A 14,677-nucleotide genomic window follows, 5' to 3' on the forward strand; every position below is an offset into this window, starting at 1 on the left:
CGCTTCTCCATAACCTTGAGTAGTTGTTAGTTCCCCAAATTTTGTCCGGACTAGTCCATTCAGCTAGTACAATTATCAATTTCCTCTTAAAAGTGATATATATTTAATTATTATTCTTCCTCCATTTGTGATCTGTTAGGGGTTTTCAGACTTAAAAATTCAGGAGTTTCCATTAACTTTTCAAAGAAGCTATTTTTTTCTTCTCTGTAAAGCTCCATATCTTTTCCTTCGTATTTCCTCTTTAGGTCATCATATTTGTTTCTATATTTTTCGTTCGAAAGTAATACATTCCGTATTTTCCAAAAGAAATCAAATTCCGAATCTATGACGGTTAGTTGTATCCCCAAAGGAGGATCTACCGAATCATCTTTAAAAGCCCTGAACGATTCGGTTTTTGTACTGCCTTCGTTAAGCTCATATAACCTTGAAAGTTCCTGGACTGCCTTAGGGAAGTTTTCAGCATCGACTCGAACTTGCAAATCCAAATCTCCCTTTGTCATGCTGTTTGGAATAGCGGAACTGCCAACATGCTGTATATCAGCTTCCGGGAGCAGCTTTAAGATTAAGGCTTTGTGAAGCGAAAAAGTTTCCTCAGCCTTTTCATTAAGAACATTGCTATTAATAAAATTGACCGTTTCCGTGAGAATCGCCTCCTAGTAGTAATTACTTTGGGATTAAACAAATGGACTAAAAGGTGCGATGGGAAATCAGCTTTTTTCAATCCGTGTATGTCTTTTATCCGCCGCACTCGCAATAAATAAGAAAGCAATAAACCAAATAATGCCTCCGGAAATAATCGTAAACCAATTACCGATATGTAGGAAAAGTTGCAACAAGTACAACAAAACTCCACTAACTAATAGTAAGGTTAATCCGACTGCAAATGCCACTTTCTCAGGTAAAGCTTTAATTTTAGCCAGCAATATTTTCGCCTCCCAAAAATTCTCTATATTAAAAGCGTATCCCAATACCTGCGGATACGCTACACTTTTCGTGCAACTATTTCTATTCTGCATTGATCAATTCTAATTGATAATCATCATTTAACTTCAGGTTTACCCATCGACTCGCTTTACTAATTTCAACTCTTTGGCTAGTCTTGGCGTTAGTTCCATCGTGATTTAGACTATAAACTAGTGCTAATTCCACAGGTTTGCCAGTACCAATTGGAATATCAAACCATGTATTTTCTCCTTTTTGAAACGCACTTCCATCTGCGTTAACTACGTTTTCACTAGCTATTTCTTTCCCATTCACAAACTGGACCAGTGATAGATGTTTAATATTTGTGGAAGCGGCCATTTCCACTGAGATTCCTTTGCCGTGTTGTTCAGCGTTTTTTCCTTTGCCCGAACACCCAACCAGTACTAATGCTGCTAAAAAGAAGATCATTACCTTTTTCATAAACATTCTCCTTTCTGGTATAAGAAAACTTTACCAATTTGATACCTACATCTTATCACTATATACATAGAATATCTATACATATAACGAACCATCTATAAGTCCGACAATATTTTGCAATAAAATACAAATCCTTTTCCGTAAACATTCTATATTTCTTTCGCCTTATCCCTTACGATAAAATTAGCAATCTCTGTATGTCAAAAATTTGAGCGATTAGTATATGGCAAGGAGGTTTACCGAAAATGAACAAGTCCCAATTTCAGGGGATGGCTGCTGTACTAATAGGCTTATTGATTGGTTATACAGCCTGGTGGGTAACAACCGAGGTGAAGGTCAGCAGCGAACCGCTGAATCAGCATGACGCCTACGTTTACAGTAACAACGCTATGATTCATTGGTTTGAGCTGAGTAGCCGAAAAGGGAAGGTGGAAGGGTATTTTCACGAAGGAAAACTCATCGAGGAAGACGATGAACCGCCATTAGTTGAGAGGCAGAAATATCCTCTAACTGGAAAGAAGACTAAGAACGGATATGAATTAACCGTAAACAAAGATGGAAACAAGATCACCTATGACGTGGCGTTTTCCGGCCCACATCTTTCAGTGCAAAAACCCGGTGAGCATGAGGCGATTTTATATAATCCAGTTAACCAAAGGGAACTTGATGAATATGTGACCGCGTTACTAGACTATAACGTTGAAAAAAATGAAAAGGACCAAATCAGGCAACAGTTCGCTGGAATCCACAATGTTTACGGTTATCTTCATAACCCGCTTGATGGCAATCAGTTATTGTTCATTAAAATTGACGAAGCGCTCCTAGAAGGCGAATTGTCAGCCTCACTTCTCATAGTGTCTGACACAGGTAATGCAGGGACTCCATACAAAGAAACCAAGTATGTTCTAAACGGCATTACAGACGGGAATATGTTGGAATTATACACCTATGTAGACGGGCAAAGGTTCCGGCTGAAAGGAAACTTTAATGACATGGCCACCAGTGTCAACCTGTCACTATGGACAACCGGCGAAAAACTCGACTTTCACGCGGTAACAGAGGAAGAATTCAAACAAACCTACGAAAAATTCAAACAGGAAAACTAGGGTCGATTCTCACCTGCCAAACCCACTTGCCCCCTTACATCTCCGGCAAAAAAACAAACTTAAAGCATCTTCCGAAATGGAAATATACACTATTTTAATCCGATATTTTGCCTCTATTTTTTTTCTTCATCATTGCATACTATATAAATAGAGTAGTAGGAAAAAATTATCAAAGAAGGGGAGTTTTCACACCGTGATGAAAAAAGGTTGGGTATTGCTGTTTGTTCTCGTTTTGTGTTTGGCGGGTGTGGTTCCAGTTAAGGCGGATAAGGATACAACGCCGCTGCTTATTCTAAAAAGCTCTTCAATCAGCGGGGCCGACTTCCGCACAGGTGACCTCATCACGATGCTGTTTACGATTGAATACGATACTGAGTCAGGGCCTGCGGATGAGGCCGACATTCACTTAATGCACAATTCCGGCCAGAATATCAACAGCAAGATGCAGTATACAGGCAATAATACGTATGAATTTTCTTATCGTGCCGATGATCTACAGCCTGGAGATTGGTATGTATCAGACATAAAGCTGTATGACAAGGCAGGCAATCCACAAATCTATGATACTACTTCAACCTTACTATCTAATTTGCGCTTCCAGATGCTCGAAGAAAGCGCCGATACCACTGCGCCAGAACTTACCTCGGTAAAACTCAGCAAAACAACTGCCCAGCCAGGAGACAAGGTCATCGTAACAATCGGGTTTAAAGAAGAAGAAAGCGGCTTGTCGCATGGTACTTTAACTCTTAGACATATTGAAACACGTGATTATAACCTTACAAGTAATATAAATTTTAATAGTACGACCGGCGAATATGAGGCGGAAATAACGATTCCGAAGTATACGAAAAACGGTGTTTACGATATCGGAACTCTGACATTGACAGATAAAGCTGGCAACCAGAGAAGTTATTTGGCAGGATCGTTCCCTATGCTCGCTGAAGCCCAGCTGACGATTTCAGGTGCGCTGACAGACACTTCCCGCCCGGTATTCCAATCCATTACAGTCGATAAGAAGGAACTCTATCCCGGCGATTCTTTGAAAGTTGTTGTAAATGGATCAGATTCCGGATCCGGCCTCGCTCGAGTACAGGTGCAATTTACCGGAAAGGAATTTCATAATGCGAACGATACATTTTGGACTAACCTGACTGTCGGCAGCACCAATAATCAGTGGACAGGAACTTTGCAGGCTCCCAAAAGTACAACAGAAGGTGTCTATTATATTGAACAAATTAACTTGCGGGATGGGGTCGGGAATACAACTGTTATTGAAGTGACAGACACCTTGCTAACGGTAAAAGTGTTGCCGGTATTCACCTGGGTCACTTCAGGGGCAATCAAAAAAGGAACAGCGTTTGATCCTTTGGCAGGAGCCAGGTTCTTCTCCAATCTCGAAGGGGATAGAACAAAGGATATCCTCGTGAAGGGGTCGGTCGATACCACTATCAACGGGATTTACTTGCTGACATACTCAATGGATACCTACAGTGCCTACAGGTGGATTACGGTAAATGACGCGCAGGCGTCAGACCCGGCTTATTTTAATGAAATCGTAAAAATCGGCATTCCGGCAAATAGCTCGTTCACCCTATGGGACGGCAGTACGCTCAAAACCTTCTCGGCGGAAACCACCGTAACCAAGGACGGCACGTATCAACTATCGACAAACATGGTGACACCAGGTGCAGTCAGGAAAACGGCAAAGTTCATAATTGACCGGGTGAAACCGGCCGCACCAACACTGAATACAATCTACAGCCAGTCAGTAGCAGTCACCGGTAAAGCTGAGGCCTATTCGACCGTAAAGGTTTTGAAAAATGGCGTGTATCTCGCCCAGGGCAAAGCGGACGCAACCGGGAAGTATTCAATTAAAATCCCTAAACAGCGATATGGAACCAAAATCTCTGTCCAGGCAATCGACCGGGCAGGAAACGCAGGCAGCGCTTCTGTAAAAACAGTGCTGTATGTGCCTGGCCTCAATGCTGTCAGCAATCGTTCAACCTATGTGACTGGGAAATCCTTTTCAAAAAGCAAGATAAAAGTTTACTCCAACGGCGTGCTTATCAAGACGGGGTACGCAGATTCCTACGGAAATTACAAAATCGCCATTCCAAGGCAGGCTGCGGGAAAAGTGATGAAGGTAGTCGAGACTTCGGTCAGCGGCAAGAACTTTACAAGCCTTCCGGTCACGGTGTCGGATAAGATTGCGCCAGCCGCGCCTGTCCTGAATAACGTGTACAGTCAATCCGTAGCGGTCACCGGAAAAGCCGAGGCCTACTCGACTGTGAAGGTGTTAAAAAATGGTGTGTATCTCGCCCAAGGCAAAGCGGATGCAACCGGCAAATTCTCGGTTCGCATCCCTAAACAGCGGTATGGAACGAAAATCTCCGTGCAGGCAATTGACCGGGCCGGAAATGCCGGCAGCGCTTCTGTTAAAACCGTACTCTATGTGCCAGGCCTTGATCCAGTCAGCACGCTTTCTACCTACGTGACTGGAAAATCATTTTCAAAAAGCAAGATAAAGGTCTACTCTAATGGAGTGCTAATTAAGACTGGATACGCAGACTCCTCTGGAAACTATAAGATTACCATTTCGAGGCAGGCCGCAGGAAAAATAATCAAGGTAGTCGAGACAACCGTCAGCGGCAGGAACTTTACAAGCTTGCCGGTCACGGTGTCAAAATAAAATTACCATTTCATAGAAAAATCAGCAAAATCTAAACAGTCTATGCGGTCGATTCATCGACATACAAAAGCAAGCATGTTTCTGTAAAAGTCAATAATATGCAAAAGGCACCCTTCGGAGAGAGTTCGTTAACTCTTACTGAAGGTTGCCTTCTTAAAGGGGATAAGAATGGGATTGGACGTGCAGCTTTTTGATCGAGATGGTAACTAATTACGTAAGGTTGAAATTAGCCTCAACCGCATAAGTTGGATATGGTATTTTTCAAGAAGGCGAAGTGGCAAAACCAGTGCCAAATAAAAAGTTCCATACCCTTCGCTATATCAAAAAAACAATCCGGAAAGCTCCTCTAAAATGGAAATATATACTATTCCCAATCTACGTTTTACACTCTATTTTTTTCCTTCCTCATCGATTACTATAAAAATAGTAAAAACAGTAAAAAATTATCAAACAAGGGGAGTTTTCACATCGTGATGAAAAAGGGTTGGGTATGGCTGTTTGTCCTCGTTTTGTGTTTGGCTGGTGTCGCACCAGCGAAAGCGGATAATGATACAACACCGCTTATTCTGAAAAGCACTTCAATCAGCGCGACAGAATTACACTTTGGAGAGAGAATTAACATTCGATTTGTAGTCGAAGAAGATTATGAGTCGGGGCCATTTGAGGATGCTGATATTAATCTAAGGCATAGTTCTGGGAAGGAATTTCCTAGCATGATGCGCTATATCGGTAATAACACATATGAGTTTTCAGCGCTGGCAGACCATTTTATTTACGGGGACTGGCATGTTGAAGATATCAGGCTGTATGACAATGCCATGAACAGCAGGACCTATGACACCAGTTCACCTCTGATATCTAAATTGAAATTTCGGATGCTGGACGGGGAAACAACGATTGATACGACTCCTCCAGTCCTTACATCTCTAAACCTTAGCAAAACGACTGTGGTTCCAGGTGACAAGGTAATTGTAACAATCGGATATAAGGATGCCAGCGGGCTTTCCCATGGTTCCCTAAGCCTGCGCCATATCCAGACCGATGACTACCCATTATTCTCGGATATCCGCTACAATAGCACGACTGGCAAGTACCAGGCCGAAATCACGATTCCGAAGTATGTACGAAACGGTACGTACGATGTCGGGTATGTTTCTCTTACGGATAAAAAAGAGAACGAAAAAAGTTATTGGGCCATCCGTGATGCGTTGCTTGCCAATACCAAGCTGACAATTTCAGGAGCCAGTTCTGACTATACTGCACCCGTTTTCCAAGAAGTGACCCTAAGCAAAACCCAGCTTTATCCCGGCGACACGATTGACGTTGTGGTAAAGGGATATGACAGCGGATCGGGTATTAAAGAAGCAGAGATCTCTTTCAGGCAGAAAGGTTCCGAGAACACGTTCAATTATTTCTGGGACACTCTTTCAGAAGGAAGCTCAAATAAGGAATGGAAGGGGACACTGCAAGTTCCTGCCCATGTCCAAGAGGGCATATATGAAATCAAACAAATCTATTTGGCCGACCAAGTCGGGAATAACAAGTTTGTCCTGGATAATGAAACCCTTCCAACTGTAAAAGTACTTCCGTTTTACACGGGTGTTGCATCAGGCTCGATTTTAAAAGGAGCTTCTTTTGATCCGAAAGCAGGAGTCAGAGCCTTTTCAAATGCGGAAGGTGACCGGACTGAGGATATAGTAATGAAGGGTTCGGTTGATTCCGCAACCAATGGTCTCTATTTGCTTTCCTACTCTGTTAAAAGTAATCAATTTCCAAGTTCCAATGGGTCCGGTACCCATTATTACAACTCTTACAGATGGATGACCGTAAACGACCAGCAGGCGTTGGACCCGGTTTATTTTAATGAAAATGTGAAAATAGGAATCCCGACCAATAACCCAGTCAGCCTGTCGGACGGAAGCACGGTGAAAACTATTTCAACATCGACAACCGTGACAAAGGATGGCTCATATCAAATCAGCACAGGCACAACACAAACATCGAGCGCCAATCGTCTCATGTCCTTGACCCAAACAAATACGCTGTCTCAAACTGCAACCAAGAAAACACTGAAGTTCGTAATCGACCGGGTAAAACCGGCAACACCAGTCCTGAATACAGTCTACAGCCAATCGGTAGCGGTAACCGGTAAAGCGGAAGCCTATTCGACTGTGAAAGTTTTGAGTAATGGAAAGTATCTCGCCCAAGGCAAAGCGGACTCAGCCGGCAAGTTCTCAGTTCGCATCCCTAAACAGCGGTACGGAACGAAAATCTCTGTCCAGGCAACCGACCGGGCCGGAAATATCGGCAGTGCTTCTGTTAAAACAGTGCTGTATGTGCCAGGTCTGGATCCTGTCAGCAATCTTTCAACCTACGTTACCGGAAAATCTTTTGCAAAAAGCAAGTTAAAAGTATACTCCAATGGGGTGCTTATCAAGACTGGCTATGCAGATTCCTACGGAAATTACAAAATTTTTATCGCAAAGCAGGCTGCGGGCAAAGAAATAAAAGTAATCGAGACTTCAGTCAGCGGCAAGAACTTCACTAGCCTTCCAGTGAAGGTGTCCGATAAAATCGCACCAGCCGCTCCAGTCGTCAATAAGGTTACCACATCGAGTGTCTATATAACCGGAACCGCGGAAAAGAGTGCCACGATTTTGGTCAATGTCGGAACAAACCAAATTGCTTCTGGAAAAGCAACAACAACAGGAACATTCAAAATCGCCATTCCAAAGCAAAAACTTGGGACAATCCTGACAGTCTATGCCGTCGACGCATCGAAAAACAAAAGCAAGCCAGCTACTGTAAAAGTACAATAATAATCAAAAGGCACCCTTCGGAGAGAGCTCGTAGCTCTTGCTGGAGGGTGTTTTTCCTAAAGGGAATCGAAGGTAGTTATACGCTAATAGCCTTGCTTATTTTCCTTACTAGTAATTTCCGTGCACACATAGCCATATAGCCTATGCTTCCGGTAGCTATTTATCACTAATTTTTTCATAAAGAGGTAGTAGGAGTCTGACCCGGGCTATACAAAATAGTCATGCTCATGTACCGAGCTAGTTATTTTTCGACGTACGCATGGTCATATAGCTATTCCTCCGATAGCCCTTAATCACTAATTTTTCACTGAGAATGTAGTACGGGTCTGACCCGGGCTATACGCTAAATAGTCATGCTTATGTACCGGACTAGTAACCTTTCCGCGCACGTATAGTCACATAAGTATGCCTTGTCCAGTATATCTCTTGTAAAGGATAAATTTATCGATGCATGGTATTTTTAAGCGCATGTTTTGCGACCTTTCAGTTTGATTTTTAAAAGAGTAAAGTACCTTTTGTCCTTGGAGAAATAGGATTTAGGGGGAGATTGTTATCGTTACTAAAAAGAACTTATTGATTTTAATAGCAATTTTAATGCTGACTAATATCGCTACTCTTTCATATTTTTTGGAAAAAGAACCTAAGCATTATTCTTATGTATATATGAGCGGAAAAGGTCCGAATTGGAGGGTAGATGACTATGTAATTTCCTTTCTGCCTGGCAACCACTTTAGCTTCGGAGGAGGGACCCTATCCTATATTGGGTCAGAAGATACCCCTATTGGAAAAACAAAGGTGAGATTTGAGGTATACGACCACGACGATACTAATTTCGCTGGCGGAATAAATGAAAGCGAGGAAGAAGCCACTAGTATGCACATGGGTGGGGGAGAAGGACCCGAAACGAACCCGCCTTCTATTAGAGAGATAGAAAAATGGTATGTACTTATAAGATGGGCAGGTAAGGAAGAAAAGATTGAATTAAACATAGGTCCTTCGTTAAAATAAGAACGGTTGCTAAGAGCGGGAACGATTCTGGTCCGCCGAAATCCTTGGCAAACAAGAACGGTTCCAAGGTTACCGAGAATTGATGCGAGGCGTAATCCTTTAGGAATAGACGCATTTATGTGTAAGGCATTTTTCCAACATTATATGGACAGGTAGGACAAGTTTGTGAACTATTTGAGCATCAAGAGTTATTTCTCCATAGCCTTCCTACATCAAGCGGGGTAATTACTTGCCCATTAATTTTTTTATGAATTAAGGGTTTACTAAAAGGGTCATAAGTTCTATTTTCCTCATCAACAAATCGGGACCGAACACGGATATCCACACCAAGAATGCTTTCAACCTTACTTTGATAATTCATTGTCATTCACCTTCAATTTTGAGTAGTTCTTTTTAGTATCTATTCTTGTAGAAAAACAATGCGTTTTTGTAAAATTTTTACGGTGGACATATTTAAATTCCCCTTCGTGTACCGGGTACTGGGATTAATGGAATATACAGATTAAACAGGTTTGGTCCAGTAGCATTACAAATATACAGTGGAATGCTTTTTTATATTGGTTTCCTCTCGGATTCCGAGAAAATTATCAAGTCAACGCGGAGCCAAACCCCTGTAAGTACGCATAAAACCTATAAAGCGCTGCAAAAAACTTAAACAGTGTTACATAAACCTTAAACAGTGTTACGTAAAACTTAGAATGTGGTCAATAAAACTAAAAAAACTAAAAAAGCCCGAAAAAACATGCGGCAAATACGAATCGTACTCCTAGTCCCAGTGGAATACGTCAAATTTCCATTGCTATTATAAGGTAAGGCTTAATTAGAATGGTGGTAAGTAGTAATAATTATGGAAGAAGTTACTTCTAGTTGGCTTTCGCTGAAGGACTTAGCCTTCAGGGTTCTGCTTGTTCTTTTAATAGAACAATTTTCTGCTTTATCGGACTAATAAAATTTTTATCGCTCCAATTAGAAATTTATCGGTCTAGGAAAAGTTTTATAGGTCAAACCAGACCCTGTGCCGCGGCCAACTCTTAAAAGCACCACCAGCAGTGTAGAGGCGCCTAGAATTTACGTCTGAACGGGATTCAAAACTAAAAACGCCGTATTCTCGTTCAGCCTGTCAAACAGGTCGGAGTCTGGGCCGAATGCGTAAACTGGAACATCGACACCTGTATACTGTTATCCAAACCTAAATTAGAGCGGGGATGTCTTATGAGTTATCCGTTTGATTGTATTACAGACTTCATTTTCGTAGAATCTGAACTTTCCCCAGCCGATGTGATTTTGGTCCCCGGAGCGAACCATCCGCCACTAATGGAAAAAGCAGCAGCTTTGTATCATCAAGGATTAGCACCTTACATACTTCCATCGGGAGGGTATAAACAGCACGTGGGTACTACTGAATGGGAGTACTTAAGAAATTTAGCCATTGAAAATGGAGTGCCTGAGGAAGCAATTTTAAAGGAAGACAAAGCACAACACACATTGGAAAATGCCCGTTTTTCATTGGATGTCCTTAATAGAGAGGGAATTCCTTACCATAAAGATATAATCGTTTGTAAAGCAGGTCATTCACGGAGAGCGTTATTGTGTTATCAGCACGAGTTCCCAAAAGAAACAGAGTTTCTTGTCTCTCCCGTTATAGATAGGTATGGAATTACTAAAGAAAATTGGTTTTTATCTGAAGTAGGAATAAGCAGAACCATGACTGAAGTGGCGAAGATAGGCAAATACTTCGGTAGCTTAATTCCGGACTGGGTAAATACTAAATAAATTTGTTACGTATATAAATGTCTAGGGCGGTGAGCCAGGGTGCATGAAGATCGAAAAAAAATGAACGAGCAACAAAAGGCTAGATTGGCCATGTTATTACAAAAACAAAAACAGAAAATAGAAGAACAAGAACGAATGCGTTCGGAAGCAGAGGTTTTAAATTGTTTTGATAGAAGAGAAGATGTCTTTATTTTAACTAAAGAAGATGGAGATCTAATTATGGATGAGTTTGTTAAAGTCTTTCCTATAGCTGAATGGGGCAGAGTAGATTGGGATAGGGTTCAAAATAAGGTGAGAATAGAAGATTGGACTATGGAGTCAATTCAGGATGTATTAAGATTATTAAGATCCCAAGGTTTTGATCTTAATCAGACAGCATATTTAATGGGCTCAACCGGAAGTTTACCGAATGTCAAATCTAGTGTTCAAAGAATCCTTACAAATCTAGATGAACTTACATGGATTGGCTGGGATCAAATTATTTATTGTCCAAATTCAAAGTATGTTATTGAAAGCTTTCATGATGGTGACTTAACAATAGGTTGGTATTGATTAATTGAGCATGAACATATTGCATTTGCGAATAGTATAAAAGCTAAATTTGATTTTGATTTGTATGCAAATCCGTATAATTCAGATGACTAAACATCATCAATATCTGGAGGAATTAGATTGGAGAATGGAGGATTTGTTTGGGCTCTATTTGTAGCAACTAGTTCTGGAAGGTTTCCAAATTTTTATCCTGTAGGAATTTATTCTTCTGAGTACAAGGCTAAGGAAGAGCTGGAACGTTTGCCAAAGGACAACAATTATCAGCTTTTAAAATTACCGATGGATCATTTTTTCGGGTACTACAATAAAAAAGGTCAGTTAGTTGGTATGGATAACATTCAACACTGGCACTATCATTACCAGGATGATAATTAAATATTCCTATTTGAAGGAACGGTGTACCATTCCTTTGTAGATAAGGAGAGTGAGTATGAAAGAATCAAAACCCAAGATACTTATTGTTGGAACGTTTCATATGGGCAGTACACCTGACCTGATACAAACTGGTTTAGATAATATCTTATCCCCGCAACGGCAAGCTGAAATAGCAGAAGTGATTGTGAATTTGAAAAGATTCGAGCCAAATAAAATTGCGGTCGAGGTTGAAAAAGAAAGACAAGCAGAGATCAACAAAAGCTACCAGGATTACTTAAATAACTCCTTTCAAGTAAAAGTGAATGAGTTGCACCAAATAGGTTTCCGGCTAAATGCAGAAATGAAAAACAGTGAAATTTTTGCCGTGGATTGGATGAGGGATGTAGGACAAAAAGGAATTGGAGAGGTGATGGAATGGGCTAAAGCCAATCAGCCGGAACTGTTTAAACGTATTACTGAAACGTACCTCCCTAATATCGCACCCGACTTTAATAACCAATCAATTTCGGGCATATTAAAGATGTGTAATGATAGAACTCGATTAAACCTGGAACAAGAAATGTATATGAATGTTGCCCGTATAGGCGAGGGCTTGAACTACATGGGGATAGAGTGGCTAAGATGGTGGTATCAACGGAATTTAATCATATTCTCTAACATTACCAGACTAGCTAATACTAATGACCGTATTCTCTTGCTCATCGGTAGTGCTCACGTCTATTTAATAACCCAATTCCTATCAGAAAGCGGCCTATTTGAAATTGAAGATCTAAACAAGTACATATAGTTACTATTGACCTCGGGGAAGATGGTTACATTTAGAAAATCAGGTGCTTTTTTTCGGGGGATTAAAACGTTTTTAAAAATTCTTATGGTACAAATGTAGCTTTGTTCATCAAAGATAGTGATGTTATGCTGTTAAAAAGGGGGAAAATAAATGATATTAGAAGCTGTTATGCTGCAAGTTAAGGAAGGTATGGAAGCGGAATATGAAAAAGCGTTTTGTGAGGCTTCCAAAATTATTTCTTCGATGAAAGGGTACATATCTCACGATTTACAACGATGTATTGAAGAAGAGGGGAAATATTTACTTCTGGTTCAATGGGAATCATTAGAAGACCATACAGTTGGATTTAGACAATCAAATGAGTACCAAGAATGGAAAAAACAATTACATCATTTTTATGACCCATTTCCGATAGTTGAACATTTTGAGAGGGTCGATATTTAATTGTTGTTCCTGAATTAACAGCGGCATTGTCCAAGAAGGATTAATGCCGTTTTTGTTTAACTGGTCATGTTGAAGAAGGATTCCCCTGTTGGAAGGTTGAATAATAAATAAGGTATTTATTATTTTTGAAACTAATTTAGGAGATTATATGAGTTATAAAATTGTGTTTTTCGATGTGGATGGGACTATTACAAATCACAAAGATGGCAGCATTCCTATCTCTACAATTGAAGCTATAAAAAATTTAAAACGCAAAGGGTTAAAGGTTGTGGCTGCAACAGGAAGGCCACTCTCAATGTGTCAGGAACTGCAAGAGTTAGGAATTGAAACATTTATTACAGCAAATGGTGGTTACGTGAAACACATTCAAGAGGTTATTCATAAAGTACCGATGGATAAAACCATCATTCAAGAAGTTATAGAATATGCAAAGTTAGAGAATAACGGTTTGTCGTTTTATACTGAAGGATTTAGTATGAACGGCGTAACAGAGACGGAAATATTAACGGCCTTAAAGGAAACGTTGTCTCTAAACGAGTATCCCGAAACTCGCCCCTTTATCCACGAAGACGTATTCTTATTGTGTTTGTTTGCAAATGATGAAACAGTTGAGAAGTATAAACAAAAGTTTCCCCACCTAGCATTTAAAAGATGGCATCCTTATGTGTTAAATGTATTGCAGGAGGATGTTTCAAAGTCTTTAGCTATAATGAAAACTTTAGATTTCTTTGGTTTCGATAAGTCGGAAGCAATCGCTTTTGGTGACGGTGAAAATGATATTGATATGTTGGAATTAGTAGGGTTAGGTATAGCAATGGGGAATGGAAATGAAAAATTGAAACATGTTGCAGATTTTGTTACAAAACCATCAAGTGAAGGTGGAATTGAATACGCATTAAAACAATATGGAATTATTTGACCATTTAAATAAGAAAACTGAGGTGAAATATGAAAGAAAATATAAAGGACACATTTAATAACCTTGCTAGTATTTACGAAAATACAGTGGATACGACAAGCTTGTATAATAGCGAATATGAAAGACCTGCGATGTTAAGTCAGTTACCACAAAACTTAAATAATATGGATATCGTCGATGCTGGCTGTGCAGCTGGTTGGTATACTCAACAATTAGTCAACAGGGGAGCGAATGTGATTGCAACTGATATTAGTCCAGAGATGGTGAGTTCTGCTAAAAGGCGTGTTGGGGACAAGGCCACTGTTCTTTGTTTAGATTTAGAGGCTAACTTGCCATTTAAAGATAACTCTTTTGATTTCATCATAAGCTCATTAACTCTTCATTATATTAGGGAGTGGGGTCCTACTTTTAGTGAATTTCAAAGAATTCTAAGGCCTAAAGGTGTATTCTTGTTTTCAATTCACCACCCATTTACAGATATAAAACTACTTCAGGATGCCAACTACTTCGGTACTGAATTAATTATTGACAAATGGATCAAAGAAGGAAAGTCATTTGAAGTCCCCTTTTATCGAAGACCTCTTAACATAATTTTAAATGAAACTCTGAACTGCTTTTCGATTGAAGAAGTCATTGAACCTCTACCCACAACGAAATTCAAGGAACAAGCACCGGAAAAATATGAAATGCTTCTGAAAAGTCCCAATTTCCTCATTATCAAAGCTATTGTGAAGTGATGTTTTGAGATACCGCTGCAAGTGGAACACCCAACAACGATGTGAATTGTAACTTGTTTTACGA

The 14,677-nt window shown here is 40.3% G+C and carries 15 protein-coding genes; 11 read left to right on the forward strand and 4 right to left on the reverse strand.

What is annotated here, in order from left to right; genetic code table 11:
* Positions 1-110: 110 nt before the first annotated feature.
* The 3 genes from AM500_RS04465 to AM500_RS04475 all read right to left on the reverse strand — a co-directional run bounded on the left by AM500_RS04465 (position 111) and on the right by AM500_RS04475 (position 1,404).
* Positions 111-647, reverse strand: coding sequence for a GrpB family protein (locus AM500_RS04465; RefSeq protein ID WP_053598137.1), 537 nt, complete (start codon positions 645-647; stop codon positions 111-113).
* A 60-nt stretch (positions 648-707) separates the two neighbouring features.
* Complete coding sequence (locus AM500_RS04470; protein WP_053598138.1) at positions 708-923, reverse strand: hypothetical protein; 216 nt, start codon at positions 921-923, stop codon at positions 708-710.
* Positions 924-1,005: 82 nt separating this feature from the next.
* The gene (locus tag AM500_RS04475; RefSeq protein WP_053598139.1) at positions 1,006-1,404 is read right to left on the reverse strand and encodes a hypothetical protein; all 399 of its coding nucleotides are present in this window, start codon (positions 1,402-1,404) and stop codon (positions 1,006-1,008) included.
* Positions 1,405-1,649: 245 nt separating this feature from the next.
* Between AM500_RS04475 and AM500_RS04480 the strand changes: the two genes are divergently transcribed.
* The 4 genes from AM500_RS04480 to AM500_RS04495 all read left to right on the forward strand — a co-directional run bounded on the left by AM500_RS04480 (position 1,650) and on the right by AM500_RS04495 (position 9,026).
* Entirely contained in the window at positions 1,650-2,510 is an 861-nt protein-coding gene (locus AM500_RS04480) for a hypothetical protein (RefSeq protein WP_053598140.1), read from the forward strand.
* Positions 2,511-2,706: 196 nt separating this feature from the next.
* The gene (locus AM500_RS04485) at positions 2,707-5,199 is read left to right on the forward strand and encodes an Ig-like domain-containing protein (protein ID WP_231688154.1); all 2,493 of its coding nucleotides are present in this window, start codon (positions 2,707-2,709) and stop codon (positions 5,197-5,199) included.
* Positions 5,200-5,672: 473 nt separating this feature from the next.
* Positions 5,673-8,018 carry an Ig-like domain-containing protein gene (locus AM500_RS04490; RefSeq protein ID WP_231688155.1) on the forward strand — a complete coding sequence of 782 codons (2,346 nt, stop codon included), beginning with the start codon at positions 5,673-5,675 and terminating at the stop codon, positions 8,016-8,018.
* Between the two features lie 573 nt (positions 8,019-8,591).
* Positions 8,592-9,026 carry a hypothetical protein gene (locus tag AM500_RS04495; RefSeq protein WP_053598143.1) on the forward strand — a complete coding sequence of 145 codons (435 nt, stop codon included), beginning with the start codon at positions 8,592-8,594 and terminating at the stop codon, positions 9,024-9,026.
* Positions 9,027-9,207: 181 nt separating this feature from the next.
* Here the strand turns inward: AM500_RS04495 and AM500_RS04500 are convergent, their stop codons facing one another.
* Positions 9,208-9,387, reverse strand: a complete 180-nt coding sequence (locus AM500_RS04500; RefSeq protein ID WP_053598144.1) for a hypothetical protein — start codon at positions 9,385-9,387, stop codon at positions 9,208-9,210.
* Positions 9,388-10,238: 851 nt separating this feature from the next.
* On the opposite strand from AM500_RS04500, the gene AM500_RS04505 reads away from it, so the two are divergent.
* The 7 genes from AM500_RS04505 to AM500_RS04535 all read left to right on the forward strand — a co-directional run bounded on the left by AM500_RS04505 (position 10,239) and on the right by AM500_RS04535 (position 14,613).
* On the forward strand, positions 10,239-10,799 hold the full coding sequence (locus tag AM500_RS04505) for a YdcF family protein (protein WP_053598145.1): 561 nt from the start codon (positions 10,239-10,241) through the stop codon (positions 10,797-10,799).
* 39 nt (positions 10,800-10,838) lie between these two features.
* Positions 10,839-11,351, forward strand: a complete 513-nt coding sequence (locus AM500_RS04510; RefSeq protein WP_053598146.1) for a CDI toxin immunity protein — start codon at positions 10,839-10,841, stop codon at positions 11,349-11,351.
* A 120-nt stretch (positions 11,352-11,471) separates the two neighbouring features.
* Positions 11,472-11,726 carry a hypothetical protein gene (locus AM500_RS04515; protein ID WP_053598147.1) on the forward strand — a complete coding sequence of 85 codons (255 nt, stop codon included), beginning with the start codon at positions 11,472-11,474 and terminating at the stop codon, positions 11,724-11,726.
* Between the two features lie 55 nt (positions 11,727-11,781).
* Complete coding sequence (locus AM500_RS04520) at positions 11,782-12,513, forward strand: DUF5694 domain-containing protein (RefSeq protein ID WP_053598148.1); 732 nt, start codon at positions 11,782-11,784, stop codon at positions 12,511-12,513.
* 150 nt (positions 12,514-12,663) lie between these two features.
* A complete protein-coding gene (locus AM500_RS04525) occupies positions 12,664-12,957 on the forward strand; it encodes an antibiotic biosynthesis monooxygenase family protein (RefSeq protein WP_053598149.1) in 294 nt (97 codons plus the stop codon).
* Between the two features lie 148 nt (positions 12,958-13,105).
* Positions 13,106-13,876, forward strand: a complete 771-nt coding sequence (locus tag AM500_RS04530) for a Cof-type HAD-IIB family hydrolase (RefSeq protein ID WP_053598150.1) — start codon at positions 13,106-13,108, stop codon at positions 13,874-13,876.
* Between the two features lie 29 nt (positions 13,877-13,905).
* Positions 13,906-14,613 (forward strand): class I SAM-dependent methyltransferase, encoded by a 708-nt coding sequence (locus tag AM500_RS04535; protein ID WP_053598151.1) that lies wholly within the window; start codon positions 13,906-13,908, stop codon positions 14,611-14,613.
* Positions 14,614-14,677 lie beyond the last annotated feature (64 nt).

The sequence above is a fragment of the Bacillus sp. FJAT-18017 genome (assembly GCF_001278805.1).
GTDB lineage: Bacteria > Bacillota > Bacilli > Bacillales > Cytobacillaceae > Bacillus_D.